Annotated in this window: 25 protein-coding genes; 8 read left to right on the top strand and 17 right to left on the bottom strand. The window is 65.2% G+C overall.

Annotated features, from left to right (window positions below):
* Positions 1-122: 122 nt before the first annotated feature.
* A complete protein-coding gene (locus TK90_RS00975; protein ID WP_012981618.1) occupies positions 123-371 on the bottom strand; it encodes a YcgL domain-containing protein in 249 nt (82 codons plus the stop codon).
* A 4-nt stretch (positions 372-375) separates the two neighbouring features.
* Entirely contained in the window at positions 376-2280 is a 1905-nt protein-coding gene (gene speA, locus TK90_RS00970) for a biosynthetic arginine decarboxylase (protein ID WP_012981617.1), read from the bottom strand.
* Between the two features lie 315 nt (positions 2281-2595).
* Between speA and speE the strand changes: the two genes are divergently transcribed.
* From speE to TK90_RS00955, 3 genes are all read left to right on the top strand, one after another.
* On the top strand, positions 2596-3447 hold the full coding sequence (speE, locus tag TK90_RS00965; protein ID WP_012981616.1) for a polyamine aminopropyltransferase: 852 nt from the start codon (positions 2596-2598) through the stop codon (positions 3445-3447).
* Positions 3448-3764: 317 nt separating this feature from the next.
* A complete protein-coding gene (locus tag TK90_RS00960; protein WP_012981615.1) occupies positions 3765-3992 on the top strand; it encodes a ParD-like family protein in 228 nt (75 codons plus the stop codon).
* Positions 3992-4276: a type II toxin-antitoxin system RelE/ParE family toxin gene (locus TK90_RS00955; protein WP_012981614.1), complete on the top strand. Its 285-nt coding sequence runs from the start codon at positions 3992-3994 to the stop codon at positions 4274-4276. The genes TK90_RS00960 and TK90_RS00955 overlap by 1 nt, the downstream gene beginning before the upstream one ends.
* A gap of 288 nt (positions 4277-4564) precedes the next feature.
* Here the strand turns inward: TK90_RS00955 and fetB are convergent, their stop codons facing one another.
* From fetB to folB, 6 genes are all read right to left on the bottom strand, one after another.
* A complete protein-coding gene (gene fetB / locus TK90_RS00950) occupies positions 4565-5371 on the bottom strand; it encodes an iron export ABC transporter permease subunit FetB (RefSeq protein WP_012981613.1) in 807 nt (268 codons plus the stop codon).
* A complete protein-coding gene (locus TK90_RS00945; protein ID WP_012981612.1) occupies positions 5362-5982 on the bottom strand; it encodes an ATP-binding cassette domain-containing protein in 621 nt (206 codons plus the stop codon). The genes fetB and TK90_RS00945 overlap by 10 nt, the downstream gene beginning before the upstream one ends.
* 202 nt (positions 5983-6184) lie before the next feature.
* Positions 6185-7438: an ammonium transporter gene (locus tag TK90_RS00940; protein WP_012981611.1), complete on the bottom strand. Its 1254-nt coding sequence runs from the start codon at positions 7436-7438 to the stop codon at positions 6185-6187.
* A gap of 37 nt (positions 7439-7475) precedes the next feature.
* Positions 7476-7814, bottom strand: a complete 339-nt coding sequence (locus TK90_RS00935) for a P-II family nitrogen regulator (protein WP_012981610.1) — start codon at positions 7812-7814, stop codon at positions 7476-7478.
* 65 nt (positions 7815-7879) lie between these two features.
* Positions 7880-8617, bottom strand: coding sequence for a TorF family putative porin (locus TK90_RS00930; RefSeq protein WP_012981609.1), 738 nt, complete (start codon positions 8615-8617; stop codon positions 7880-7882).
* A gap of 254 nt (positions 8618-8871) precedes the next feature.
* Complete coding sequence (folB, locus tag TK90_RS00925) at positions 8872-9237, bottom strand: dihydroneopterin aldolase (RefSeq protein WP_012981608.1); 366 nt, start codon at positions 9235-9237, stop codon at positions 8872-8874.
* A gap of 111 nt (positions 9238-9348) precedes the next feature.
* Here folB and TK90_RS00920 point away from each other — a divergent pair, with 111 nt between their 5' ends.
* Together TK90_RS00920 and TK90_RS00915 are read left to right on the top strand one after the other, a co-directional pair.
* Positions 9349-10341, top strand: a complete 993-nt coding sequence (locus TK90_RS00920; protein ID WP_012981607.1) for an amidoligase family protein — start codon at positions 9349-9351, stop codon at positions 10339-10341.
* Positions 10328-11152: a gamma-glutamyl-gamma-aminobutyrate hydrolase family protein gene (locus TK90_RS00915; RefSeq protein ID WP_012981606.1), complete on the top strand. Its 825-nt coding sequence runs from the start codon at positions 10328-10330 to the stop codon at positions 11150-11152. Before TK90_RS00920 ends, TK90_RS00915 begins: the two co-directional genes overlap by 14 nt.
* Here the strand turns inward: TK90_RS00915 and hmpA are convergent, their stop codons facing one another.
* The 5 genes from hmpA to TK90_RS00890 all read right to left on the bottom strand — a co-directional run bounded on the left by hmpA (position 11153) and on the right by TK90_RS00890 (position 15757).
* The gene (hmpA, locus tag TK90_RS00910) at positions 11153-12334 is read right to left on the bottom strand and encodes an NO-inducible flavohemoprotein (protein ID WP_012981605.1); all 1182 of its coding nucleotides are present in this window, start codon (positions 12332-12334) and stop codon (positions 11153-11155) included.
* A gap of 228 nt (positions 12335-12562) precedes the next feature.
* Positions 12563-13180, bottom strand: a complete 618-nt coding sequence (locus TK90_RS00905) for a hypothetical protein (RefSeq protein WP_012981604.1) — start codon at positions 13178-13180, stop codon at positions 12563-12565.
* A complete protein-coding gene (locus tag TK90_RS00900) occupies positions 13180-13791 on the bottom strand; it encodes an SCO family protein (RefSeq protein ID WP_012981603.1) in 612 nt (203 codons plus the stop codon). Before TK90_RS00900 ends, TK90_RS00905 begins: the two co-directional genes overlap by 1 nt.
* Positions 13781-15232, bottom strand: a complete 1452-nt coding sequence (locus TK90_RS00895) for a cbb3-type cytochrome c oxidase subunit I (protein ID WP_012981602.1) — start codon at positions 15230-15232, stop codon at positions 13781-13783. The genes TK90_RS00900 and TK90_RS00895 overlap by 11 nt, the downstream gene beginning before the upstream one ends.
* Before the next feature lie 6 nt (positions 15233-15238).
* A complete protein-coding gene (locus TK90_RS00890; RefSeq protein WP_012981601.1) occupies positions 15239-15757 on the bottom strand; it encodes a cytochrome c oxidase subunit II in 519 nt (172 codons plus the stop codon).
* Positions 15758-15914: 157 nt separating this feature from the next.
* Here TK90_RS00890 and argB point away from each other — a divergent pair, with 157 nt between their 5' ends.
* Positions 15915-16793, top strand: coding sequence for an acetylglutamate kinase (gene argB, locus TK90_RS00885; protein WP_012981600.1), 879 nt, complete (start codon positions 15915-15917; stop codon positions 16791-16793).
* Between the two features lie 8 nt (positions 16794-16801).
* On the opposite strand, the gene TK90_RS00880 is transcribed toward argB, so the two are convergent.
* Positions 16802-17452 carry a DUF4124 domain-containing protein gene (locus TK90_RS00880; protein ID WP_232196813.1) on the bottom strand — a complete coding sequence of 217 codons (651 nt, stop codon included), beginning with the start codon at positions 17450-17452 and terminating at the stop codon, positions 16802-16804.
* Here TK90_RS00880 and TK90_RS00875 point away from each other — a divergent pair.
* Positions 17451-18212: a sulfite exporter TauE/SafE family protein gene (locus TK90_RS00875; RefSeq protein ID WP_012981598.1), complete on the top strand. Its 762-nt coding sequence runs from the start codon at positions 17451-17453 to the stop codon at positions 18210-18212. The genes TK90_RS00880 and TK90_RS00875 overlap by 2 nt on opposite strands.
* Before the next feature lie 75 nt (positions 18213-18287).
* On the opposite strand, the gene metH is transcribed toward TK90_RS00875, so the two are convergent.
* The gene (metH, locus tag TK90_RS00870; protein ID WP_012981597.1) at positions 18288-22079 is read right to left on the bottom strand and encodes a methionine synthase; all 3792 of its coding nucleotides are present in this window, start codon (positions 22077-22079) and stop codon (positions 18288-18290) included.
* Between the two features lie 157 nt (positions 22080-22236).
* On the opposite strand from metH, the gene TK90_RS00865 reads away from it, so the two are divergent.
* Entirely contained in the window at positions 22237-22977 is a 741-nt protein-coding gene (locus tag TK90_RS00865; protein ID WP_012981596.1) for an arginyltransferase, read from the top strand.
* Positions 22978-23016: 39 nt separating this feature from the next.
* On the opposite strand, the gene TK90_RS00860 is transcribed toward TK90_RS00865, so the two are convergent.
* Positions 23017-23865: a methyltransferase domain-containing protein gene (locus tag TK90_RS00860; RefSeq protein ID WP_012981595.1), complete on the bottom strand. Its 849-nt coding sequence runs from the start codon at positions 23863-23865 to the stop codon at positions 23017-23019.
* Positions 23862-24680 carry a class I SAM-dependent methyltransferase gene (locus TK90_RS00855; protein ID WP_012981594.1) on the bottom strand — a complete coding sequence of 273 codons (819 nt, stop codon included), beginning with the start codon at positions 24678-24680 and terminating at the stop codon, positions 23862-23864. Before TK90_RS00855 ends, TK90_RS00860 begins: the two co-directional genes overlap by 4 nt.
* Between the last annotated feature and the right edge of the window lie 285 nt (positions 24681-24965).

Here is a 24965-nt window from a genome sequence, read left to right as displayed (position 1 = left end):
CCGGATAACCGCTTGGCGGTTTCCGGGATGACCGTGTGGAGGCTTCGAGGGTCCGGGATAGCCCGAGCAAGGGTCGGTTCGAGGGGGTTGGCGGCGCCATGTGCGGGCGACCGCGCGGGAGATCAGGTGCTGGGTTCGTCTTCCGGGGGCGGGAGCTGGAGGTGGAAACCCTGCTCCTCGAGGTTGGCCAAGACCTTTTGCGGGTCTTCCTGGGCCAGGGCGCGCTCCGGGGTCAGCTCGAACTCCAGGGCGAATTCGAGACGGCCGAGGGCGCGGGTCAGGCCATCGGGGAGCTCGGAGAAGTCGTCCTTCTGCGGCAGGTAGACGTAGGTATCGGCGCGCCGGGTCGCGCGGTAGACATAGCACTGCATGGGTTCAGTCCTCGAGATAGGTGTAGCCGGTCAGGCCCTGTTCCAGCTCCGCCAGCAGCCGGCCCGCGGCCTCGCCACGCAGGCCGGCGGCGTCGATCTTGGCGCGGAAGGTGCGGCGCAGGTCATCCGGGGCAAAGTGCACATAGGAGAGCAGTTCGTCGACGGTGTCGCCACGCTCCGGGTCGACCAGTCGGTACCCGCCCTCGGGCAGCAGCTCAACGTTCACGGTATCCGTGTCGCCGAACAGGTTGTGCAGATCCCCAAGGATCTCCTGGTAGGCGCCCACCAGGAAGATGCCGAGGTAGTACGGCTCGCGGTCGTTCCACGGGTGCAGGGCGAGCGTGGTATGCGTGCCCTCGCGCTCCACGTAGTGCTCGATGTGGCCATCGGAGTCGCAGGTCAGGTCCTGCAATACCGCGCGCCGGGTGGGCCGCTCGGCCAGCCGGTGCAGCGGCATGATCGGGAAGATCTGGTTGATCGCCCAGGTGTCCGGGATCGACTGGAACACGGAGAAGTTGCAGAAGACCTTGTCCGCCAGCTTGTCGGTCAGTTCCGCGTGGATCTCCGCCGGCAGGGCCTCGGGCCGCGCCAGCAGGCGCTGGCACAGGGCGAAGTAGATCGCCTCGGCGCGGGCACGGTCCGCCAGCGACAGCATCCCGCGGGCAAAGCGTGCCTGCACCTCGGACAGGCCGTAGGCGGCATCGTGGTAGATCTCGGAGGCCGGGCGCTCGCCGTCCTCCAGCAGGGCGCGCATGGCGGCGATCTCGGGCAGCTCGCCATTCTCGGCGGGCGGGACGTCGCCATCACCCGGGGCCGGCTCGCAGTCGATCACGTTGGTGATCAGCACCGCGTGGTGCGCGGTCAGGGCGCGGCCGGACTCACTGAAGACCTCGGGCATGGCCAGGCCCTGCTCCTCGCAGATGCGCTTGAGCGGGCGCAGGATGTTCAGCGCGTACTCCTCCACCGAATAGTTGATGGAGCACTCGTTGCGCGAACGCGAGCCCTCGTAGTCGATTCCGAGACCGCCGCCGACATCCACCACCCGCAGGGCCGCACCGGCCTCGGTCAGCGCGGCGAAGTAGCTGGCCGCCTCGCCCATGCCATTCTGGATGTCGCGGATGTTCGCGATCTGCGAGCCCATGTGGAAGTGCAGCAATTGCAGCCGGTCCAGCCAGCCGAGGCCACGCAGGCGCCCCAGGATGCCCAGCACGTCCGCCGCCGACAGGCCGAACTTGGCCTTCTCGCCGCCGGTGTTCTGCCACTTGCCCTTGCCGATCGAGGCCAGGCGCACGCGCAGGCCCAGCAGCGGCTCGACCTGCATGGCCTCGGCCTGGCGGATCACCTCCTCCAGCTCGGAGGGCTTCTCGATCACGATGTACACGCGGTGCCCGAGCTGGCGCCCGATCAGCGCCAGGCGCACGTATTCGCGGTCCTTGTAGCCGTTGCAGATGATCGCCGCACCCGGGCGCGACTGCGCCAGTACGGCCATCAGCTCCGGCTTGCTGCCGGCCTCCAGCCCCACACGCGGGGTTAGCCCCTCGGCATCCGGCTGATCGCCGGCCGCCAGGATCTGGTCCACCACGCTGCGCTGCTGGTTGACCTTGATCGGGTAGATGGCGGTGAACGCGCCTTCGTACTCCAGCTCGCGCGCGGCGGCGTCGAAGGCCCGCGCCAGGCGGCGTACCCGGCCGTCCAGCACGTCCTGGAACCGCACCAGCACCGGCGGACCCACATGCTCCTCGCGCAGGCGACCCGCCAGCTCGTACAGGTCCACGCCGGGGTGATCCGGCCAGTCCGCGCGGCGCATCGCCACATTGCCCGCGGCGTTCACCTCGAAGAAGCCACCGTTCCAGTGATCGATCCCGTAGGTGGCGCGGGCCTCGTCCAGATTCCAGGGCGTGACGGTCATGGTGTTCCCGGATTTCAAAAGCTAGGAAAGCCCCGTCATTGCGAGGAGCGAAGCGACGTGGCAATCGCCTTCATCATCCCCCCCGAACACCAGGGGCGATCAGGGCAACCAGGCGCATTGCCCTCATTCAGGAGATTACTCGCTACGCTCGCCCTTCGGGCCGGCCGGCGGCCGTTCAACGCAGCTTCGCTGCTTTTGTACGTCGTCGCCTTCGGCTCCTCGCAATGACGAGAAGAGCGGAGTTGCCCGCAGGATACAGGGCACTATCATAGCGGCGCATCATACCGTCCACCGCACCGGCAAGGGGAGCCGCCAATGGCACTCGACAACAACTGGTTCAGCGAACCGCACGAAGACATGGCGCTGTCCCTGCGCATCAAGCAGAAGCTGCACGAGGAACAGACCCCGTACCAGAAGATCGAGATCTACGAGACCGAGGCCTTCGGCAACCTGATGGTGATCGACGACTGCGTGATGCTCACCGGCCGCGACAACTTCATCTACCACGAGATGATGTCGCACCCGGTGCTGTATTCGCACAGCGCACCGAAGAACGTGGTCATCATCGGCGGCGGCGACTGCGGCACCCTGCGCGAGGTGCTCAAGCACGACGAGGTCGAAAAGGCCGTCCAGGTGGACATCGACGAACGCGTCACGCGCCTGTCCGAGCAGTACTTCCCCGAGCTGTGCGATGCCAACGACGACCCGCGCGCCGAGCTGCTGTTCGATGACGGCGTGCAGTACCTGAAGGACGCCGCCCCCGGCTCCATCGACGTGATCATTGTCGACTCCACCGACCCGGTCGGCCCGGCCGAGGGCCTGTTCTCCACCGCGTTCTACAGGGACTGCGTGAAGGCCCTGGGCGCGGATGGCCTGCTGGTGCAGCAGAGCGAATCGCCGCTGCTGCACACCGACAGCATCATCCGCCCGATGCACGACAGCCTGCGCGCGGCGAATTTCATCGACGCCCTGACGATGCACTTCCCGCAGGCCACCTACCCCTCCGGCTGGTGGACCTGCACCATCGCCGCGAAGGACTGTCCGGTGTCATTCCTGCGCGAAGAGGCGGCCGAGGAACTGCCGTTTGTCACGCACTACTACAACGCCGCGATCCACCGCGCCGCCGGTGCTACTCCGGAGTTCTTCCGTCGCAAGCTGTTCGCCTGATCGCGCGCCAGGCCCCTGACGGGGCCCTTCAATAACCCGTCATTGCGAGGCCCCGCAGGGGCCGCGGCACAGAAGCGCGAAGCGCGTTGAACGGCCGCAGGCCGGCCCGAAGGGCGAGCGCAGCGAGTAATCTCCCAACGAAACCCCCGACGTCTGCCCCGGCCGGCGTCAGGGCGCCCACGGAGATCGCCACGGCGCTGCGCGCCTCGCGATGACGGGCACCACAAACGCCGCAGGGTGCACCAATCCGGGCGTTTTCTTGCTGGCAATTCGGGCGCGCGCTACCATTACTACATTTGTAGCAATAGGAGCAGGCCATGAGTTTGCCCGTCCGCATTGATGAAACGCTCTACCAGCAGGCCCGCGCCCACGCGAAGGCCGAGCACCGAACCATCGCCGGCCAGATCGAGTTCTGGGCCGAGGTCGGGCGTACCGCCATGGACAATCCCGACCTGCCCATCGACTTCATCTGTGAACTCCTGATCGCGCGTGCCGAGGGCCGGGAGCTGGCCACGCCGTTCACGCCCGAGGGCCAGCGCGACTGATGACTACAGGCGTGGAGGTGCTGCAAAGCACCCGATTCCGACGCGCTTACAAGCGCCTGCACCCTGCCCAGAAGGCGGACGTGGACGACGCGGTCGCCGACATCATCCGCGACCCCGAGCTGGGTACCAGCAAGAAAGGGGATCTGGCGGGGGTCATGGTTTACAAGTTCAAATCACGCGGGCAACTGATGCTGCTCGCCTATGAGTACGATCCTCGCACGCGCCACCTGCTCCTGCTGGGGACACACGAGAACTTCTACCGGGACCTGAAACGCGATTCTTAATGCCGCCCGGACGTGTATCTGACCGATGCGGTTCGCTGCGCTCAGCGCATCCTACGGGGCTTCAATAACCCGTCATTGCGAGGCCCCGCAGGGGCCGTGGCAAAAAAGCGCGAAGCGCGTTGAACGGCCGCCGGCCGGCCCGAAGGGCGAGCGCAGCGAGTAATCTCCCAACGAACCCCCCGACGCCTTCCCCGGCCGGCGTCAGGGCCGCCCACGGAGATCGCCACGGCGCTGCGCGCCTCGCGATGACGGGCACCACAAACGCCGCAGGGTGCATTGAGCTCGTGACTAGGCGTGGCGGCCGGCCTTGAGGCGGTCGAGGCGCAGGCGCTCGCGGGTATCGAACAGGCGGCGGGAGGCGAACCAGACGGCACCCAGGGTGCCGAAGCCGGTGCCGGCGGTGATCAGGAACATGATCAGGATCTGGTATTTCACGGCCTCCACCGGCGGGGCGCCGGCCAGGATCTGGCCGGTCATCATGCCCGGCAGGCTGACGATGCCGGCGGCGGCCATGGCGTTGATGGTCGGCATCAGGCCGGAGCGCGCGGCCTCGCGGCGCATGGTCGTCACCGCCTCGCTCCAGGAGGCCCCCATCGCGAGCCGGCCCTCGATTGTTCGGCGCTCGCGCCAGACGGTCTGGGTCAGGCGGTCCAGTCCCAGTGCGATGCCGGTCATGGTGTTGCCGAGCAGCATGCCCAGCAGCGGGATCGCGTACTGCGGCTCCCACCAGGGGGTTGGGCCGACCATGGTGGTCAGTGCCAGCACCGTGACCGCGAATGCCGAGATGAACATGGTGACGGTGCCGATCCCGTAGCCCCACAGCCCGGCGAAGCGGCGCTGCTGGCGCGCCATCACCTCGTAGCCGGCCACCGCCAGCATGACCACGGCCATCAGCGCCACCCAGCCAAGCTGGGCGTGGTCGAACAGCGTCTGCAGGATCAGCCCGACCAGCAGCAGCTGGATCACGGTACGCGCCCCGGCGATCAGCAGGCTGCGCCCCAGACCCATACGCGCCCAGACGGTCACCCCGGCCAGCGCGACGACCAGCAGCGCCGCCAGGCTCAGGTCGAATGGGGAAAGCGAGATCAGCTCCATGCGGGGGCCTCCAGCTTGCCGTTGCTGATGGTCAGGATGCGTCCACCGAGACGCTGGCGTTGCAGCGTGTCATGGCTGACCCAAAGGGCCGCCGCCTCTTCCTCCGCCAGGTATGTGCGTACCGCGCGCTCGATGCGCCTGGTGTTCTCCAGGTCGAGGTTGGCCGTGGGCTCGTCCAGCAGGAGGACGCGTGGATGATTCAGCAGCGCCCGCAGAAGACCCAGGCGCTGCTTCTCGCCGCTGGATAGGCGCTCGACCTCCCAGTGCAGGGACTCTTCCGGAAGGGCGACCTGCTCCAGCAGGTGCAGCACCGTCTCGCGGGAGAAATCGGCGGGCAGATGATCATCCACGCGCTCGTCCCACCAGGCGGTCTCGGCCGGTACATAGGCAACCTGCCGGCGCCACTGCACCGGTGGCATCGAGTCGCGGGGCGCACCAGCCAGACGGACCTCGCCGGTGTTCGGGTCCAGGTCCGCCAGCGCGCGCAGCAGCAGGGACTTGCCGGAGCCGGAGGCACCGGTGACTTGCACCAGCTCGCCCGGCTGGAGTTGCAGTTCCAGCGGGCCCAGGTGGGCCGTTTTCAGTTCATGTGCTTCGAACAGGCGATCCATGCTGGCGGTTCCGGTCAGGCGAAAGCGGAATCGTAACCGAACCCGCGGGGCTTCGCGGGGGCAAAAAAAGAGGGCGCCGGGGAGGCGCCCTGAAAGCCAACATCCTTGAGTCCTGGGAGACTGTTGCTGTCGGCGTCGGAGGAGACACTTTGGGGGTTCGACCCGGCCCTCCGGGCCGAACCCCTACTCGCGTTTCGAGCGTTTACTGCTTCCCGGTGAATTCCGGGTAGGCCTCGAGGCCACACTCGGTGATGTCGGCACCGATGTCCTCGTCCTCTTCGCTCAGGCGAATACCCATCACGGCCTTCAGGATGGCCCAGACAATCAGGGAGGCCGTGAAGACGAAGGCGAAGATGGCGAGCAGGCCCGCGATCTGGCCAAAGAACGTCGCGTCCGGGTTGGACAGCAGCACCGCCATCACACCCCAGATACCGGCAGTACCGTGCGCGGAGATCGCGCCAACCGGGTCGTCGATCTTCAGCTTGTCCAGCGCGACGATCGAGAACACCACGATCACGCCACCGATGGCACCGATGATCATCGCCAGGAACGGGCTGGGCATCAGCGGCTCCGCCGTGATGGACACGAGGCCCGCGACCGCGCCGTTCAGTGCCATGGTCAGATCGGCCTTGCCGAACACCAGACGGGTGGTAATCAAGGCGGCGACCACACCCCCGGCCGCGGCCAGGTTGGTGTTGGCGAACACAGCGGCCACGGCGTTGGCGGACTCGATGTCCGAGACCTTCAGTTCGGAGCCACCATTGAAGCCAAACCAGCCCAGCCACAGGATCAGTACACCCAGGGTGGCCAGCGGCATGTTGGAGCCCGGGATCGCGTTGATCTGGCCGTCCTTGCCGTACTTGCCCTTGCGCGCCCCGAGGACCAGCACACCGGCCAGCGCCGCGGCGGCACCCGTGAAGTGGACGATGCCGGAACCGGCGTAGTCGAGGTAGCCGATCTGGTCGAGGAAGCCTTCGCCCCAGCTCCAGAAGCCCTGGATCGGGTAGATGAAGCCGGTCAGCACGACCGCAAAGGCGAGGAAGGCCCACAGCTTCATCCGCTCGGCCACGGCACCCGAGACGATGGACATCGCGGTGGCCACGAATACGACCTGGAAGAAGAAGTCGGCACGATCGGAGTAGTAGATGTCGCCATCGCTACCCAGCACGTCACCCACGGCATTGTCACCCGTGATCAGGAAGCCCAGGCTCGGGATCACGGAGCTCAGGCCATCGCCGTACATGATGTTGTAGCCGATCAGCATGTACATGATGCTGGCGATCGAATACAGGGCGATGTTCTTGGTAGCGATTTCGGCGACACTCTTGGTGCGCACCATCCCGGCCTCGAGCATGGTAAAGCCCGCGGCCATCCACATCACCAGTGCGCCGGCCACCAGAAAGTAAAAGGTGTCCATCGCATAGGCGAGTTCGACAACTTGTTGTTCAATTTCCATGATTGAAATTCCTCATTCGATGGAAGAGCGAAAACCCTTAAAGGGCTTCCGGGCCGGTCTCGCCCGTGCGAATCCGCACGACCTGCTCCACCGGGGTGATAAAGATCTTGCCGTCGCCGATCTTGCCCGTACTGGCAGACTTGGAAATGGCCTCGACTACCTGATCGACCAGGTTTTCGTCGACAGCCACTTCCAGTTTCACCTTGGGCAGAAAATCGACCACGTACTCGGCACCGCGATAGAGCTCGGTGTGGCCGCGCTGACGACCAAAACCTTTTACTTCGGTCATGGTCATTCCTTGCACGCCGATCTCCGAGATCGCCTCGCGAACATCATCAAGCTTGAACGGCTTGATCACGGCGGTAATCATCTTCATGTCGGACTCCTTGAGCGGGGCCGCCGCAGGGCGGACCCGCAGTTACTTGAGTGGAAAAGCCGGGTTTAGAACGTCTTGGTCCAGCCCACCCAGGCACCAACGTCCTCGTCGGACTCGTCGACGTATTCGAGGTTGAAGCTGAACTCGCCCCAGTCGCCGGCATCGCGGGTGAGGCTCGCGGTGTAGTGGGTGTAGTTGTCGTTCTCGTCGGTGTCGTCGAAGGTCTGGCGACCGACCAGGAAGCCGACGCTGTAGACATCCATGAACGGGATGTCGAGGCCGCCGTAGTAATACGTATCCTTGCGCTCCAGGGCGGAGTCGGAGCTATCGGTAACGACGTGCGCAATGCCGGTGTACAGGCCGACGGGGCCGGTATCGAAACTCAGCTCGCCGTAGATCTCGCCGAAGTCGGCGCTCAGCGAGCCGCTGTCATCACGGGCATCGGGGTAGGCGTAATAGACATAGCCGACGTCATAACCGAAACCGTTAGCAAATTCGTCGGCGAAGCCAAGGTACAAATCGAGCTCATAGCTCGTTTGATCTTCGACACCTTCATCGTCAGTCCCGAAATCCACATTGGAGGCCCAAGTGCCAACGTAGAATCCGGATTCGTGTTCATAATCAATGCCGCCCTGGATGGCGGCACCGCCATCCGTTTCCGAACCACCGCGGAAGTAGTAGTTGGAGACCGCCCCAATGTTCACGGAAAGCTCCGCGGTGGCAGTCGAGGTAAAGGCCACACCACCGGTGGAGCCGACAGTGACAATGGCGGCGGCCAGCGCGGAACGAGTGAACTTCTTCATATTGTGTTCTCCCAGTTGTGCAATCGAGTGTCGCGTAGTCGACACCCGGTCCTTGCACAGGCCGTGCCATATCGGGAAAACGGAGCCAGATCGGCTTTTCACAACACCTGTTGCGGTGGAACGACGCAGGCGCGCACAAAAGCGGTGCGCACTAAAAGTGCACACGCACCATATTGGGTCAAAGAATGAGGAATCTGTGACCGGCCGCACGGCCGGCGTCGAGACGACCTACGGCAGGAACCGACGCGGAGGGATCAGGCGGAGGCCGGGAGGGTGCCGCGTTCGACCACGATGCCGACCTCGGCCACACCGGCGACCGCACCGGGCTTGCCCAGTTCGATACGCACCCACGGGGTGCGAAACTCGGCCATCAGGGCCTCCGCGATCTCTTCGGCCAGCGATTCCAGCAGCGCGTGGGGCTCGCGCGTGACGATCGCGCGCACGGCGTTGGCCACCGCCTCGTAATCGACCGTATCGGTGATCTCGCCCGAGTGCGCGGCGATGCGCGTGTCGGTGGCCAGCTGGATATCAAAGCGCAGGGGGCGCTGGATGCGCTGTTCCCAGTCATAGACGCCGACGACGGCATCAATGCGCAGATCCTTGAGGTAGATTCGATCCATCCCGTACCTTCGCGGTCCGGCCGTGGTGGCCGGCGCCTATCGTACTGGCTTGCCCACAGCAGGTACACCGAACCGTTATCATGACGCGGCAGCTTCCCAAGGACATTCCTGATGCCCGAGCGCTTTCACGATCTGCCCTGGCCAGACAATCCGGAAGGGTCACCCCGAAAGGTGGGCGTGGAGATCGAGATGGCCGGCGTCTCGCTCGAGCGCATGGCCGAGGCGATCCGCGCCGAATTCGGCGGGCAGGTCCGCTGTGAAAGCCCGTTCGTCGCCCGGGTCTGCGATACAGACCAGGGTGATTTCCGGGTCGAGCTGGATGCCCGGGTACTCAAGGACCGGGCCTATCGCAGCCACCTGCGGCGGCTGGGGATCGAACTCGACGACTCCGACGAGGCCGCGCTGGACCGCTGGCTGGCCGATGCCGCCGGGCGGCTGGTACCGCACGAGATCGTCGCACCGCCGATACCGGCCTCGGCGCTCCCGCGCCTGGACCGCGTCCGTGCCGCACTGCAGGAAGCCGGCGCGCTCGGGACCGAGCGCTCGCTGCTCTACGCGTTCGGGCTGCAGCTCAATATCGAGGTTCACAGCACCGATGCCGCCTGGATACTGGATGTCCTGCGGGCCTTCCTGCTGCTGTACGAGATGCTGACGAACGCGGGCGAGATCGACCTGGCCAGACGCCTGTCTCCCTACATCCGCGCGTTCCCCGGCACCTTCGTCCGTGAGACCCTGAACCCGGACTTCCAGCCGGACCAGGGGCAACTGATCGACCATTACCTCGCGCACAACACCACGCGCAATCGGCCGCTGGACATGCTGCCGCTGTATGCCGAACTGGACCAGGAACGCATCGACGCGGCCCCGGTGGAACATGAGCTGGTCAAGGCCCGCCCCGCGTTCCACTATCGCCTGCCCAACTGCGAGATCGACGATCCCGAATGGAGCCTGGCCCACCCCTTTAACGGCTGGGTCGAAGTGGAACGGCTCGCCGCAGACCGCGAACGCCTGGAGCGGATGGGCCGCGAGTACCTGGAACGCCCCAGCCAGGCACTGGGCCGCTGGGCTGACGACTGGGCCAGGAAGCTGCGTGGCTGGTTCTGAACAGGATGCCGCGGCCCCGAGCGACCACCCGCGGCCACGGCGTCCGGTGGTTGCGATCACCGGGCCCGACCAGGGCGGGGGCCCGGCCTGGCTGTTCACTGCGCTGGCCGTCTGGCGCGCCGGCGGACGCCCCCTGCGCGTACGCCCCGGCAAGCCCCGTCCCCAGCGGTCGTTCGACGCCCTGGTGGTCGGCGGCGGTGCAGATGTCGATCCCGAACTGTACGGGGAGTCGCTGCCTCAGGGCCCGAACCCCGAGGCCATTCGCGGCGCGGAACGCCGCCTGTCGCAACGACTGATCGGGTACCTGTTCTATCCCGCGCTGTGGCTGCTGCGGCGGATGTTCCAGTCGCACGGCGGCGTACTGGACGTGGAGCGTGACCGGCTGGAAAAGGCGCTGATCCATCGCGCGCTGGACGAGCACCGGCCAGTACTGGGCATCTGCCGCGGGATGCAGCTGATCAATGTGGTGCGCGGCGGGACGCTACAGCAGGATCTGGCGGAGTTCTATGTCGAGACCCCGCAGGCGCGCAGCCTGCTGCCGGTCAAGCCGGTCATGCTCGACGGCCGCAGCCATCTGGCCGAGATACTGGGCGCAGGCGCGATCCATGTGAACGCGCTGCACAATCAGGCGGTGGACCAACTGGGCCAGGGGATGCGCATCGTCGGGCGCGAGGAGACAGGTGTCGTCCAGGCGATCGAGGCCGAACACGGCTGGTGTATCGGCGTGCAGTGGCACCCCGAATACCTGCCGCAGAAGACCCGCCACCAGCGCCTGTTCCGTGCGCTGGTGGCGGCCACGCGGTCCGTCTGATCAGGCTTCCAGGGCCCGGGCCGGGCCAAAGAACTCGAAGAAACAACGCTCGTCCGGCACACCCAGTTCACGCAGCTGCTGACGCACCTGCCGCATGAAGGGCGTCGGCCCCAAGAAATACACATCGACCTCCGTGCGATGCGGGAGCCATTCGGCGAGCTTGTCCCGGGTCAGGAAGCCGGTCGCATCGGCGGCATCCTCGTTGGCAGGCTCGCTGTAGCAGAAGTACGGGCGCAGGTGATCGTGCTCGCGCGCCCGCGCCTCGACCTGCTCGCGAAAGGCATGGACCCCGCTGTGGCGGGCGCAATGGATGAAGTGCACCCGGCGACCGGCCTGCAGTGCCGGGTCCAGCATGGCCATGGTCGGGGTAATCCCCACACCCGCCGAGATCAGGGCCAGCGGACGATCGCTTTCGCGCAGGACGAAATCACCGGCCGGCGGCGTGAGTTGCAGCACATCGCCCTCCCGGATGCGGTCGTGCAGAAAGCGCGATACCCGGCCTTTCGGCTCCCGCTTCACGCTGATGCGTAACCCGTCCGCACCCGGCGGGATGGAGAGCGAGTAGTTTCGGCGCAGCTCTTCGCCATCGATGTCCACCTTCAGCCCGATGTACTGACCGGGCTGGAACGGTGGGACCGGCCCGCCGTCCTGGGGCTCCAGATAGAACGAGGTGATCTCCTCGCTCTCCGGCACCTTGCGGCGCACGACAAAGGAACGCAGCCCGCGCCAGCCGCCCGCCTGCGCCTCGGCCTGCTGATAGGCATCCTCCTCGGCGGCGATCAGAATATCCGCCAGCTGCTGGTAGGCCGCACCCCAGGCCTCCAGCACAGCATCGGTCGCGATCTCCTCGCCCAGCAGCTCGCGCATCGCCCGCAGCAGGCACTCGCCCACAATCGGGTAGTGTTCCGGCTGCACCTGCAGCGACACATGCTTGTTCACGATCTGTCCGACCAGCGGGCCCAGGGCCTCCATCTCGTCGATATGCCGCGCGTACTGCAGCACCGCATTGGCCAGCGCCCGCGCCTGCTGGCCGCTCGCCTGATGGGCCTGGTTGAACAGGGGCCGTACCTCGGGGTAGTCGCGGAACATGATGCTGTAGAAGTGGCGGGTCAGGTCCTCGCCCCCGGATTCCAGGATGGGGACCGTCTTCTGGATGATGGCCTTGTGGTCGTCTGACAGCATGTAGGCTTCCTTATGTTTTAATCGAGATGCAGCTTTATACGGGCGACTTGCGACGCCGTCAAATAATGGATACCCAATGCGTGTTTAAGGGCAGCCCCATGCAATACGGGGACCGCTATCCCGTCGATATCGCTCCGAAACACACCCGGACATCGGCTTGCCCTGGCGCCCGAACACCCGCGGCACACGAGCGGCCATCAGCGCATGGCCGGGCACAGGTGGGACCATTCATAGCGCCCGTGACAATTGACTCTGATCAAGAGTCTCGCCGGCGACCACCTGGCGGTGCCGATTGGGTGGCCCGAAAAACAAAAGCGCAAGGATTGCAGCCAGACTGATCGCCCCTAGCCCCAGCATGATGTTGCCCAGCATCAATTGCTCGCCCAGCAGGTACGCATTGCACAGCCGATCCGGCGCCTCGCGGTAAAGCCAGCCCATCACGAAGAACATGGCCGTGCCCTTGACCCACAGCACGCCCCGCACCAGCAGCGGGAGAAGGGGTGCAGTCAGTCCCAGCGGCATCCCGGCCAGCAGCACGAGCGTCACGATCTTCAGCCAGCCCGCCCCGGCCTCGAGTACGGCCGCATCCAGGTTGCGGGGCAACAGCCAATAGACAACAACGAACAGCGCCAGAAGCAGTCCCAGCACCCCGTACGCATCCAGGCGCGCAGCCCGGATGCGCCAGGCCTCCGGCAGCGACCGGGCCATCAGCGCACCCGCCAGCACCAGCAGCGGGATCTGCACCAGCATGTGGCCGATCAGGCTGGCCTCGAGCCAGGGCCTCAGGGGCGTCAGGACGAGTACTGCCAGCAATGCCGGCCCCGCCCAGACGGTGGACGGCCGCATCACCAACGCGGCTCCAGGTAGGCCAGCACGTCGTCCACCGCATCGATGTCGTGAATCCCGGCCACGCGGGCGTCTGGCTCCACCACGTAAATGGCACCGTTGTGCACGAAGTCCTGGCCGTCCGGGATCACCACCACCTGGAAGTGGCGCAGCAGGCGATCCAGGTCCTCTCGGGTTTTCGGGCGTGCGAGATGCCAGGCCTCGGGGTTAGCCGAGAAGCGCTCGCCATACTCGAGCAGGCGCGCGGCATCGTCGTTCTCGAGATCGAAGGTGATGCTGAGCAAGGCTACGCGTTCGCCCAACACATCCTCCGGCAGCGCCTCCTGGATGCGGTGGAAGCTTGCCCCCAGCGTCGTGCAGGCGTGGTGGCAGCCGGTGTAGATAAAGTCCAGCACCACATAGCGATCGCCCAGCTCGGCCAGGTCCAACTCCCCACCGCGCGCATCCTCCAGCTTCATTGCGGGCACCGGCGCCGGATTCTCGCGGGCGGCGAGGCGGCGCGCCTCCTCCGCAGTAAACGCACGAAAACCGTCGGTGGCCAGGGACAGGGTGGTAAAACCACCCAGCCCGAGGGCGATGATGGTCAGGCCGTAGATCGCATTACGCCACATTGTTCGCCACCCGCTTCAGTCCGAGGAAGAAACGCAACGCCAGCAACAGCGTTCCAAGGATCACCAGAGCCGCGGCAACCGAACCCAGCTGGGCATAGGCCGCCCATTCGGGCAGGTGCTCGGCAAAGCGTCGCGGTACACTGGACGCGCCGCTGTAGAGGAACACGGCCACCAGGGCCAGGCCGCCACCGGTAAAGGTCCAGAACCCCAACCGGTCGAAGAAGCCATCGCCCTCCGCCTGCGAACGGGTCAGCCACGCCATGAAGCCGAACATCATCGCGACCACACCCAGCAGCAGATAGAAGTGGAAGTGGCCCGGGACCCAGAGGGTGTTGTGCATCACCGTGTTGACCACGATGGTCGCGTCGATGATGGCCGGGATCACGCCGGCCGCCCAGCCGAACACACCGAGGAAGACGAAGCCGGAGGCGATATCCCAGCGGATGCCCGAGCGGTAGACGTTGGTCAGCGCGCCCCAGGCCGTGACCAGCAGTACCGGCAGACCACTCGTGTAGGAGATCACCTGCCCCAGCACGTGCAGCGAGGTCGGCTGCGAGAAGTCCATCAGCAGGTGGTGCGGGTAGACCAGCAGCACCATCACGGTAGAAGCCGCCCATGCCGCCAGGAACACCCGCGACACCTTCCAGGGACGCCCGGTGTAACGGGGCAGGATCTCGTAGACCCCGATGACCGCCATGTAGATCGTGGCGTTGATGAACACGTGGCCGAAGAAGTAGGTCAGGTTCTTCGCCCACAGCGAATCAATCTCGAAAGCCGGCTGGTACAGGTTGATCAGGCTCATGCTCAGAATCGCCGCGCCTGCCACGATGCCGAGGGTGTTCACGATCAGCACCATGGTGCTGGCCACCACCGCGGGCGGTGGCGGATCACCCGCCCGACCGAACAGCTGCGGAAGACCGAGCGAGCGGCCCAGCCCGCCATAGTTCGTGATCAGCGCCCGCGCGATATCGATGTACAGCAGCAAGAAGCCTACGCCGATTGCCAGCAACCCGAGGAAGAACGACGCCGCGGCCGCCTGCGTCCACAGGCCCATCGGGGTCTGCGGCAGCGGGTAGAGGAAGGTCCAGGCGCCGGCAAAGCCGCCAATGAAGATGCCGCCCAGGATCAGCACCGCCCCCAGCAGGAACAGCGCCAGATTGAGCAGGAACACGCCGGTGGACAACGCCACATGACGACGCAGGAAGTACCACATCACCGCGCTGGACCCGAGGGCCACTGCCCCGACCATGCCGGCGCCATGCGCGGTCAGCACCTGGTAGAAGCCGGCGGCTCCCATCAGGTCCATGCCCGCCTGTTCCAGACGCATCAGCAGCCCAAAGACCATCATCAGCAACAGCACGACCACCGTGGTCGCCAGATAGGTAATCACCGCGTTGCGTGCGCCGCGCGGCACGGCCGGTTCCATCGTCGTATCACTCATGACCGTTTACTCCGTGACGGTGAGTTCAGCGACCATCGCGTGATGCGCGACGCCGCAGTATTCAAGGCACAGGACCTGGTAGGTACCCGGCTGCTCGAAGGTGTACTCGAGGATGTTCGTGTAGCCCGGCATCGCCTGGGTCTGGGTCAGCAGGGTCATGTCCTCGTCGTAGATGGCGAACCCGTGGTTCACGTCCTGGCTGGTCACGCGGAACTGCACCGGCTCACCGACGCGAAACTCGTCCTGCGACAGGTCCCAGCGCCACATGTGGCCGGTCACGTTGACGGCTTGCACCCCCTCGGCCTCCGGATCGGTGCCGTAGGGCATCAGGGTGAGGGTGTACAGAAACACCGGGGTGACTACCGCCAGCAGGACCCAGAAGCTCCAGTCGCGCAGGCGATAGGATCGGGCCGTCAGATCACCGGCATCGACCGCAGCAGGGCGGGAAAAGGCGACCCATAGAAAGGTGGCCGTTACAGGGACGACCAGCAGGATCGTCAACCACAGCGAGATGGATTGCAGCATCGCGAGCTCCCTTTTGTTATACACGCGATGCAGCTTTATACCGATGCCGCCCCCGACCGTCAAACGATGCATATATTTTGCATGTTCTGGAGAACGCCCACCTGAAGAAGATTGGCAGTGGTAAACTGCGCCCCCAGCCAAGGACCACCGAAACGCCATGGATACCCAGACGGCCCATTCCGTAGCCCATGTCCTGATCGAGGCGCTGCCCTATATCCAGCGCTTCGCGGGCAAGACGATCGTGATCAAGTACGGCGGCAACGCCATGACCGAGGACCACCTGAAGGCCTCGTTCGCACGCGACATCGTGCTACTCAAGCAAGTGGGCGTGAATCCGGTGGTAGTGCATGGCGGGGGGCCGCAGATTGGCCAGCTGCTGGAACGGCTGGGCAAGCAGACAGAGTTCGTGAACGGTCTGCGCGTAACCGACCGCGAGACCATGGACGTGGTGCAGATGGTGCTCGGCGGGATCGTGAATCAGGAGATCGTCTCGCTGATCAACCGCTTCGGCGGGCGCGCGGTGGGCCTGACCGGCAAGGACGGCCAGATGATCCGTGCAAACCCGCTGCGCGACTACGGCGCCTCCGAGGGGCAGCCGACCGTGGACCTGGGCCATGTGGGCGAGGTCGAAGGGGTGGACCCCGCCATCGTGCATACCCTGGACGAGAGCGACTTCATCCCGGTGATCGCGCCGATCGGTTTCGACCGCGACGGCAAGGCCTACAACATCAATGCCGACACCGCGGCCGAGAAACTCGCGGTGGTGCTGGATGCGGAGAAGCTGTTCCTGCTGACCAACACCCCGGGTGTGCTGGACGGCAACGGCGAACTACTGCCCAAGCTGTCGGCCCCGCAGGTAGACGAGATGATCCGCGACGGGACGATCCACGGCGGGATGATCCCGAAGATCCGCTGCGCGCTGGATGCCGTGCGCAGCGGCGTCAACGCCACGCATATCGTCGATGGCCGGGTGGAACACGCGGTGCTGCTGGAGCTTCTGACCGACGAGGGCGTGGGCACCCTGATCAGTCGTTAAAGGCGTTTCTAGCCTTCGCCGTTGCCGACCAGGCGCTGATAGTCCTCACGGTCCAGATCCAGCCGCTGCTGGATGGCGGCGAGGCGATCTTCCTGCCCGCGACGGTAGGCGCGCTCGCGGTCGATACGCACCTCCAAATCCTCCAATTGCACCTCGAACCGTGCGCGCGCCGACGCGGACTCGCTGGACTCATACTGACGACGAATACGCTCGCGCTCGCGCAAGAGGGTGATCTCCTGCGCCTCGGAACGCGCAATATCGCCACCAATGGCCGCCTCGCGGCGCGCGCGCAGTTCTTCGATCTCGTCCAGATTCTCGTAGGCCTGACGCAGCTGACGCTCGCGCGCCACCCGGTCGGCCCGCGCCTGACGCGCGGCCTCCAGCTCTTGCTGCGCACGTTCCTGTTCGGCCCGGGCCTGCTCACGCTCCTCGGCGGTAGGGGGAGCGGGTATGATCTCCCGCATCAGGCCGTGGGAATCAAATACGCGGCGCTCGCGCTGGCTGGCCTCGGGCTGCGGGGTGTTCGAGTAGTGCACCGTGCCGCCATCATCAACCCAGCGGTAGATATCCGCATGAGCCGGCAGCGCCAGCACCAGTGCCAACGTCCCCCAAAAAACACCGTGCCACCACACGGAACCGCGCTTTCTGCCCCCTGACATGACCATACTCGAACACCTCGGCCTGCTTTTCATCGCCATCCTGGCGAATGGATTCTCCGCCCTTGCGGGCGGCGGGGCCGGCCTGTTGCAGTTGCCGGTCCTCATTTTCCTGGGACTCCCCTATCCCGTTGCCCTGGCCACACACAAGATTGCCACCGTTGCGCTGGGCGCCGGGGCCAGTCTGCGGCACCTCAAGCAAAGCACATTCGAACCGGCACGCCTAGCCGTCATTCTTGCGGCCGGTCTTCCCGGGGTGCTGATCGGTGCCTGGCTGGTATTGGGGATCCCCCCGCGGGCCGGCGAGATCGCCCTGGGCCTGCTGACGATTGCACTGGGCTGGTACTCCTGGCGCCGGCCGCAACTAGGGCAGGCCGTTCGCGAGACCGACAAGACGCTGCACCACGCCGTGATCGGTGCATTGGGGCTGTTCATCATCGGCATCCTGAACGGCTCGCTGGCCTCCGGCACCGGACTCATGGTGACACTCTGGCTGGTGCGCTGGTACGGGATGAGCTACACCCAGGCGGTCGGGTACACCATGGTACTGGTGGGGCTGGTCTGGAATGGCGCCGGGGCCCTGTTGCTCGGCACCTTCGGCACCGTCCAGTGGGATTGGCTGCCGGCGCTGCTGGTCGGCAGTTTCATTGGCGGCTATCTGGGGGCGGCCCTGGCCCACCGCTACGGCAACCGGCTGGTCAAGCGGACATTCGAGGTGGTGACCGTGCTGACCGGGATCGCTCTACTGGCCCCGGTGCCCTGATCACGGTAGAAAACGCGAACAAAAAGAAGCCCCGCACGAGGCGGGGCTTCGATTAGCGGCACATCTTGCAGCCGATCAGGCCGACCGGGCCTCGCGCTCGGCCCTGGCTTCCGCCTTGGCCTCGTCGCTGTCGTCGTAGCCGATGTTCGGCGCGAGCCAGCGCTCGGCCTCCTCGAACGACATGCCCTTGCGCTTGGCGTAGTCCTCGACCTGGTCGCGGTTGACCTTGCCCAGACCGAAGTAGCGCGACTCCGGATGGGCGAAGTACCAGCCCGATACGGCCGAGACCGGCAGCATCGCGTAGCTCTCGGTGAGCGTCATGTCCGCGTGCTCGTCGGCCTGCAGCAGTTCCCAGAGCGTGCCCTTCTCGGTGTGCTCGGGGCAGGCCGGGTAGCCCGGGGCCGGACGGATGCCCTGGTACTTCTCGTCGATCAGGTCTTCGTTTTCGAGCGCCTCGTCCGGGACATAGCCCCAGTAGTGCTTGCGCACATACTGGTGCATGCACTCGGCAAAGGCCTCGGCCAGACGGTCCGCCAGGCTCTTCACGAGGATCGCGTGGTAATCGTCGTTGGCCTTCTCGTATTCCTCGGCCTTGGCATCGACGTCGCCACCGGCGCTGACCGCAAACGCACCCAGGTAGTCCGGACCACCAGCCTCCTTCGGCATCAGGAAGTCGGCCAGCGAGTGGCTCGGCTGACCACGGCGCTTCTCGGTCTGCTGACGCAGGTGGTGCAGCTTCTTCAGCACCTTCGAGCGGCTCTCGTCGGTGTAGACCTCGATGTCGTCATCATTGACGGTATTCGCCGGGAAGAAGCCGACTACACCACGCAGGGTGACCCACTTCTCCTCGATCATGCGATCGAGCATCTCCTGGCCATCCTTGAATAGCTTGCGCGCCTCTTCGCCCACCTTCTCGTCATCGAGGATGCGCGGGTAGGCGGCGTGCAGCTGCCAGGAGTGGAAGAACGGCGTCCAGTCGATAAAGTTCCTGACCTCGTTCAGGTCGAAGTCGTCGAAGCGCAGCAGCACGGAGCCGTCGCCATGCGGGTGCAGCACCTTCGGCTCGCCCGGCAGCTTGTCGGTTTCCAGCGCCTTCGGCTTGGTCGGGGTATAGCTCGACCAGTCGATCTGCGGCTTGTTGGCGCGCGCCTTCTCCAGGGTGACCCACTGGGTCTTCTTCTTGCGCCCGGCGTTCTGCACGCGCAGTTTTTCGTATTCCTCGCGGATCTCGGCGGCGTAGTTCTCGCGCAGTTCGGGGCTGATCAGGCTCTGGGCCACGCCCACCGCGCGCGAGGCGTCCTTCACCCAGACCACCGGGCCGGAGTAGTTCGGCTCGATCTTGACCGCGGTGTGGGCGCGCGAGGTGGTGGCACCCCCGATCATCAGCGGCGTCGTCATGCCTTCGCGCTCGAGATCTGCGGCGAAGTTGGCCATCTCCTCCAGCGAGGGGGTGATCAGGCCGGACAGGCCAATGACGTCGACGTCATGCTCCTTGGCCGCCTTCAGGATCTCCGCACCGGGCTGCATCACGCCGATGTCGATGACCTCGAAGTTGTTGCACTGCAGGACCACGCCGACGATGTTCTTGCCGATGTCGTGGACGTCGCCCTTCACCGTGGCCATCAGAATCTTGCCGTTGTTCTCGGTGCCGGTCTTCTCGGCCTCGATGTACGGGATCAGGTGGGCCACGGCCTTCTTCATCACGCGCGCGGACTTGACCACCTGCGGCAGGAACATCTTGCCCTCGCCAAACAGGTCGCCGACCACGTTCATGCCGTCCATCAGCGGGCCCTCGATCACCTGGATCGGGCGGTCGTACTGCTGACGCGCCTCTTCGGTATCCTCGACCACGTAGGTGTCGATGCCCTTGACCAGCGAGTGCTCGAGGCGCTTGGTGACTTCCCATTCGCGCCACTCGAGGTTCTCTTCCTTCTTGCCGCCGCCCTGGCCCTTGTACTCCTCGGACAGGTCAAGCAGTCGCTCGGTCGCGTCATCGCGACGGTTCAGGACCACGTCCTCGACCGCTTCCTTCAGCTTCTCGTCGATGTCGTCATAGACCGCCAGCTGGCCGGCGTTGACGATCCCCATGTCCATGCCCGCCTTGATGGCGTGGTACAGGAACACCGCGTGGATCGCCTCGCGCACCGGCTCGTTACCGCGGAAGGAGAACGACACGTTGGACACGCCGCCGGAGACCAGCGCGTGCGGCAGGTCCTGCTTGATGCGACGGGTGGCCTCGATGAAGTCCACGCCGTAGTTGTTGTGCTCCTCGATACCGGTCGCGACCGCGAAGATGTTCGGGTCGAAGATGATGTCCTCGGCCGGGAAGCCGACCTTCTCGGTCAGCAGCCTGTAGGCACGGGTGCAGATCTCGACGCGGCGGTCTTCGTTATCGGCCTGGCCGTCCTCGTCGAAGGCCATGACCACGATCGCGGCGCCGTAGCGACGGCACAGCTGGGCCTGCTTGATGAAGTTCTCCTCGCCCTCCTTCATGGAGATCGAGTTGACCACCGCCTTGCCCTGCACACACTTCAGGCCGGCCTCGATGATCTCGAACTTGGAGGAGTCGATCATCACCGGCACGCGGGCGATGTCCGGCTCACCAGCCAAGAGATTCAGGAAGCGGACCATCGCGTCCTGCGACTCCAGCATCCCCTCGTCCATGTTGATGTCGATGATCTGGGCGCCGCCCTCGACCTGGTTCAGCGCGACTTCCAGCGCGACGTCGTATTCCTCGTTCTGGATCAGGCGCAGGAACTTGCGCGAGCCGGTCACGTTGGTGCGCTCGCCGACGTTCACGAACAGCGAGTCGTCGGTGATGTTGCACGGCTCGAGGCCGGACAGACGGCAGGCCGGGGCGATCTCCGGCACCTTGCGCGGCGGGAACTTCTCCACCGCCTCGCGCATCGCGCGGATGTGCTCCGGCAGCGTGCCGCAGCAGCCGCCGATGATGTTCAGCAGGCCCTGCTCGGCCCAGGGGCCGACGTCCGCAGCCATCTGCTCCGGGGATTCGTCGTAGTCACCGAACTCGTTCGGCAGACCGGCGTTGGGGTGCGCGGAGACGTGGGTGTCGGCAATGCGCGACAGCTCTTCCACGTACTGGCGCATTTCCTTCGCGCCCAGCGCGCAGTTCAGGCCGATGGAGACCGGGTTCGCGTGACGCACCGAGTTCCAGAAGGCCTCGGTGGTCTGACCGGACAGGGTACGGCCGGAGGCGTCGGTGATGGTGCCGGAGATCATGATCGGAAGTTCCTTCCCGAGCTCGTCTTCCAGCGTCTTCACCGCGAAGATCGCGGCCTTGGCGTTCAGGGTGTCGAAGACCGTCTCGATCAGCAGGATATCCACCCCGCCCTCGACCAGGGCCTCGGCGGCCTCCTTGTAGGACTCGACCAGGGTGTCGAAATCGACGTTGCGCGCGCCCGGGTCGTTCACGTCCGGGGAGATCGACGCGGTACGGTTGGTCGGGCCGAGGATGCCAGCCACGTAACGCGGCTTGTCCGGGGTCTTCTCGGTCCAGGCATCGGCGGCCTTGCGCGCGAGCTTCGCGGATTCGCGGTTCAGCTCGGGGACCAGGTCCTCCATGTGGTAGTCCGCCATCGCGATGCGGGTACCGTTGAAGGTGTTGGCCTCGATGATGTCGGCGCCGGCCTCGAGATAGTCGTTGTGGATCTGCTCGATGATGTCCGGACGGGTCAGCGACAGCAGGTCGTTGTTGCCCTTCAGGTCGGATTCCCAGTCCTTGAAGCGCTCGCCGCGATAGTCGGCCTCCTCCAGCTTGTACAGCTGGATGGTCGTGCCCATCCCGCCGTCCAGAATCAGGATGCGCTCTTTCAGCGCTTTCTCGATGTCGTTTCGCGTTGCCGTCATGTGCGGTACACCATTGTGTTGAATGGATTCATTGTCGTGGCCGGGCAGCGCGGTGCAGCCCGGCGGGAACCCGCCTTGCGGGGCGGTGTTCCGGATATTGATGTACGGGCCCGGCATCCTCTTTTGCGCCCGTCGCGAGTCGTGTCACGATAGCCACATGCAGGAGCACCCGATCCGTTGGTTTGTTACGGCCCCGCAGGCCTGTCCCTATCTGGACGACCGCGAGATGCAGAGCCTGCTGGTCGACCCCGCGGTCAGCCTGGGCGGGGCGCGCTATGGGCAACTGCTTGCCGAGGGCTTTCGCCGCAGTGGCCAGTTCGTCTATCGCCACCACTGCCCGACGTGCTCGGCCTGCGTCCCGGTGCGCATCCCGGTTACGGACTTCGCACCCAGCCGCAGCCAGCGCCGCTGCCTGAAACGCAATCATGATCTCGCGGTCACGATTACGCGCCCCCCGGACCAGCCCGGGCATACGCCCTGCGCGGACCTGGACGAACACATGCCGCTGTTCTCGCGCTATCTCGCCCATCGCCATACCGGCGGCGGCATGGAACGCATGGGGCGCGACGATTACGCGGGCATGCTCAGCCACCGCAACGGTCCGGTGGATATCCTCGAATTCCGCCGGGACCACACCCTGGTGGCCGTTGCGCTCACCGACCGCACCCCTCAGGGGCTGTCAGCCATGTACAGTTTTTTCGATCCGGAGACCCCGGATCGCGGCCTGGGGACCCTCGCCGTGCTTACGCAGATCGCGCATGCCCGGCGGCTGCGCCTGCCGCATGTCTACCTCGGATACTGGATCGACCAGGCCCCGAAGATGGCCTACAAGACCCGCTTCCGGCCCATCGAGGGCCGGGTGAGCGGGGTCTGGAAGCGACTGACGAGCCGCCCATAACGGCCGGCCCGTAGCGGCCGCCAGCACTCCCCGGCCGACTTACTCGGCCGGCTTGCGGAAGCGGAAGATGCCCCAGGTCAGATAACCCGACTGGCCGCCGTCCACCCAGTGCTGCAGACCCTGCTTCATGCGGTCGATGTAGTCCTGGGAGATATAGCCACGCAGTTCCTCTTCACGCGACTCCAGTTCCTGCTTCACACGACCATAATGCGTCGCGATCTGGCTGGAGTGTTCCTCGAACCCGACCTCGTAGAGCCCCGCTTCCTTGGCCGCCTCGCGATAGAGCGAGGGGCTGGCCAGCGAGTCGAGGTGGATGCGGGCCAGGATCGGATCGAGCACGCCATCCGGGCAGTTGTCGGTCTGCATCGGATCAGTGAAGATCAGCCAGCCACCCGGCTTCAGCACGCGCGCGGCCTCCTTGATCACGTCCTTTTTCTTGTCGTTCTGGCTGTGCAGGAACGAGTCCTCGGACCAGACGACATCGTAGGAGGCATCCGGCTCGTCGACTTTCTCGAAGGAGCCGTCGACCACGGTGATTTTGTGGTCGAGATGACGCGCCTTGTTGATCTCGCGATCACGCTCGTTCTCCTTCTCGGAGAGATTGAGCGCGGTCACGTCACAGCCGTAGTTCTCGACCAGGTAGCGGGCCACGCCACCATACCCGGCGCCCATGTCGAGCACGCGCCATTCCGGCTGCGGCTCGCCGAGCAGGTCGGACATGTGCGCGACGGTGCGCCGGCTGGCGTCACCGATCGGCTCGCCCTGGTACTCGTACATGCCGATGTGGAGGTCTTCGCCACCCCACACCAGCTTGTAGAAGGTATCGGCGTCTTCGCTGTTGTAGTAGTCGCGCGCCGTCTCGACGACGTCGGAATACTGGTTGCTCATCGGTTCTCGTCCTCGATGTAACGCTTGTCGGCGACGTGAATGAAGAAGTCCGGATCCGTCTCGCGGTAGGTCTCCTGGAAATCGCCGTAGGTCTCGATCTGCTGGAAGCCGACCTCGCGCATCAGGCGACGCACATAGGCCTTGCGCAGCGGGAACATGTTCAGGAAGTACTCGGAGCCATCCGGGAAGCGGTACTGGAAGCGGGCCAGACCCTCATCCACATGCGCCGGCTGCACCTGGACGTCGTCGCCGCAGTAGTAGTACGTGTGCTTGGACGAGTAGCCGTGATCCATGATGGTGTCGTAGTTGCGCTGATCGAGGATCAGCACGCCATCGTGGTTCAGGGCGGAGTAGAACTCGGCCAGGGCCTTGCGGCGGTCGTGTTCGTTGAACAGGTGGGTAAAGGAGTTACCCAGGCAGACCACCGCGTCGTAGCGGCCGTAGATGTCGCGGTTCAGCATGCGCCAGTCGGCCTGCACGGTGCGCAGGATGTGACCCCGCTTGCGACCGTTCTCGAACGCCTTGGCCAGCATCTCCGGGCTGCCGTCGGCCGTGACCACGTCGAAGCCCGCCTCGCGCAGCTGCACGGAATGGAAGCCGGTACCGGCCGCCACATCCAGCACGCGCTTGGCACCACGCTTCTTCAGCTCCTCGATAAAGAAGGTGCCTTCGCTCTTGGCGCGGTTGTCCCAATCGATCAGGTCATCCCACTTGTCGACGAAACCGGTGGTGTACTCGTTGCGATAGTTCTCGGTATCGCGACGCTCGGTCGGCTTCTCGCCGAAATCCTGATCGTTCTTGATGTTCGCGGACATGCTGATTCCTCTTGGCTTTTTGCTGCTGTCGTAAGCGTGAACGGACGGCCCGGGGCCGATCCGTCGGCACAACACCGCGCAAACGCAGAGAACCGCGACCCCCGCATATCCCGGCGGTCTCGCCATTCGCCCGATCCGCCCAGGCCAGGCCTGGTGTTCGGGAAGCAATGCAACGGGCGCGTTGTAATAGCGCCCGGCACCGGCATGGCCGGTTCATCCTGTACATCCGGAGGGTCATTCGTTACCCGGATGCCGAGCCGTGGTCTGGCGGGCCCATCCCGCCTG

The organism is Thioalkalivibrio sp. K90mix (assembly GCF_000025545.1).
GTDB lineage: Bacteria > Pseudomonadota > Gammaproteobacteria > Ectothiorhodospirales > Ectothiorhodospiraceae > Thioalkalivibrio.
This window is presented reverse-complemented; position numbering and strand designations above follow the sequence as displayed.

What these genes read in the sequence shown, in the direction of transcription:
- TK90_RS00975 (WP_012981618.1), bottom strand. Translation starts at nt 371, where the DNA reads ATGCAGTGCTATGTCTACCGCGCGACCCGGCGCGCCGATACCTACGTC.
- speA (WP_012981617.1), bottom strand. Translation starts at nt 2,280, where the DNA reads ATGACCGTCACGCCCTGGAATCTGGACGAGGCCCGCGCCACCTACGGG.
- speE (WP_012981616.1), top strand. Translation starts at nt 2,596, where the DNA reads ATGGCACTCGACAACAACTGGTTCAGCGAACCGCACGAAGACATGGCG.
- TK90_RS00960 (WP_012981615.1), top strand. Translation starts at nt 3,765, where the DNA reads ATGAGTTTGCCCGTCCGCATTGATGAAACGCTCTACCAGCAGGCCCGC.
- TK90_RS00955 (WP_012981614.1), top strand. Translation starts at nt 3,992, where the DNA reads ATGACTACAGGCGTGGAGGTGCTGCAAAGCACCCGATTCCGACGCGCT.
- fetB (WP_012981613.1), bottom strand. Translation starts at nt 5,371, where the DNA reads ATGGAGCTGATCTCGCTTTCCCCATTCGACCTGAGCCTGGCGGCGCTG.
- TK90_RS00945 (WP_012981612.1), bottom strand. Translation starts at nt 5,982, where the DNA reads ATGGATCGCCTGTTCGAAGCACATGAACTGAAAACGGCCCACCTGGGC.
- TK90_RS00940 (WP_012981611.1), bottom strand. Translation starts at nt 7,438, where the DNA reads ATGGAAATTGAACAACAAGTTGTCGAACTCGCCTATGCGATGGACACC.
- TK90_RS00935 (WP_012981610.1), bottom strand. Translation starts at nt 7,814, where the DNA reads ATGAAGATGATTACCGCCGTGATCAAGCCGTTCAAGCTTGATGATGTT.
- TK90_RS00930 (WP_012981609.1), bottom strand. Translation starts at nt 8,617, where the DNA reads ATGAAGAAGTTCACTCGTTCCGCGCTGGCCGCCGCCATTGTCACTGTC.
- folB (WP_012981608.1), bottom strand. Translation starts at nt 9,237, where the DNA reads ATGGATCGAATCTACCTCAAGGATCTGCGCATTGATGCCGTCGTCGGC.
- TK90_RS00920 (WP_012981607.1), top strand. Translation starts at nt 9,349, where the DNA reads ATGCCCGAGCGCTTTCACGATCTGCCCTGGCCAGACAATCCGGAAGGG.
- hmpA (WP_012981605.1), bottom strand. Translation starts at nt 12,334, where the DNA reads ATGCTGTCAGACGACCACAAGGCCATCATCCAGAAGACGGTCCCCATC.
- TK90_RS00905 (WP_012981604.1), bottom strand. Translation starts at nt 13,180, where the DNA reads ATGCGGCCGTCCACCGTCTGGGCGGGGCCGGCATTGCTGGCAGTACTC.
- TK90_RS00900 (WP_012981603.1), bottom strand. Translation starts at nt 13,791, where the DNA reads ATGTGGCGTAATGCGATCTACGGCCTGACCATCATCGCCCTCGGGCTG.
- TK90_RS00895 (WP_012981602.1), bottom strand. Translation starts at nt 15,232, where the DNA reads ATGAGTGATACGACGATGGAACCGGCCGTGCCGCGCGGCGCACGCAAC.
- TK90_RS00890 (WP_012981601.1), bottom strand. Translation starts at nt 15,757, where the DNA reads ATGCTGCAATCCATCTCGCTGTGGTTGACGATCCTGCTGGTCGTCCCT.
- argB (WP_012981600.1), top strand. Translation starts at nt 15,915, where the DNA reads ATGGATACCCAGACGGCCCATTCCGTAGCCCATGTCCTGATCGAGGCG.
- TK90_RS00875 (WP_012981598.1), top strand. Translation starts at nt 17,451, where the DNA reads ATGACCATACTCGAACACCTCGGCCTGCTTTTCATCGCCATCCTGGCG.
- TK90_RS00880 (WP_232196813.1), bottom strand. Translation starts at nt 17,452, where the DNA reads ATGTCAGGGGGCAGAAAGCGCGGTTCCGTGTGGTGGCACGGTGTTTTT.
- metH (WP_012981597.1), bottom strand. Translation starts at nt 22,079, where the DNA reads ATGACGGCAACGCGAAACGACATCGAGAAAGCGCTGAAAGAGCGCATC.
- TK90_RS00865 (WP_012981596.1), top strand. Translation starts at nt 22,237, where the DNA reads ATGCAGGAGCACCCGATCCGTTGGTTTGTTACGGCCCCGCAGGCCTGT.
- TK90_RS00860 (WP_012981595.1), bottom strand. Translation starts at nt 23,865, where the DNA reads ATGAGCAACCAGTATTCCGACGTCGTCGAGACGGCGCGCGACTACTAC.
- TK90_RS00855 (WP_012981594.1), bottom strand. Translation starts at nt 24,680, where the DNA reads ATGTCCGCGAACATCAAGAACGATCAGGATTTCGGCGAGAAGCCGACC.